General features: G+C 74.3%; 1 protein-coding gene. It reads right to left on the bottom strand.

The window, feature by feature from the left end; all coding sequences use genetic code 11:
* Nucleotides 1–369, bottom strand: a 369-nt coding sequence (locus HTV45_RS33440; protein WP_215209635.1) for a DUF2690 domain-containing protein, incomplete at both ends; no start/stop codon positions are given.

The raw sequence follows: 369 nt of genomic DNA, 5'->3' as shown, positions 1-369 counted from the left end.
CGCTCCCCGCTGCCGGCCCGGACGAGGCAGGCCGTCATCCCCTCGGGTCCGCCCGCGAGCATCGTGGTGGGGAGGTAGTTCTGCGCGTCGAACTTGTCGGCGACCTCGACGGACTGGCTCTCCTTGTCCGGCCCCGTGATCTCGATGCGGTCGCCGACCGAGCCGAACCGGACGCGCACCCAACTGGCCCGGCACGAGGGGCTGTAACGGAGTTCGACCACCGTCTGTCTGCCGAACGCCCGCTCCGCGGCGGTCCGCATCCCGCTGCCCTTGAGGCCGCAGCCCTGCGCCTGGGAGTCCTTGCCCCGGCACCGCTCGCCCACGCAGCCGGGCCACAGGCCGGTGCCCTCCGGCTCCTGCCCGGCCCCG

It is taken from the genome of Streptomyces sp. CHD11, assembly GCF_018638295.1.
Classification (GTDB): Bacteria; Actinomycetota; Actinomycetes; order Streptomycetales; family Streptomycetaceae; genus Streptomyces.
This window is presented reverse-complemented; position numbering and strand designations above follow the sequence as displayed.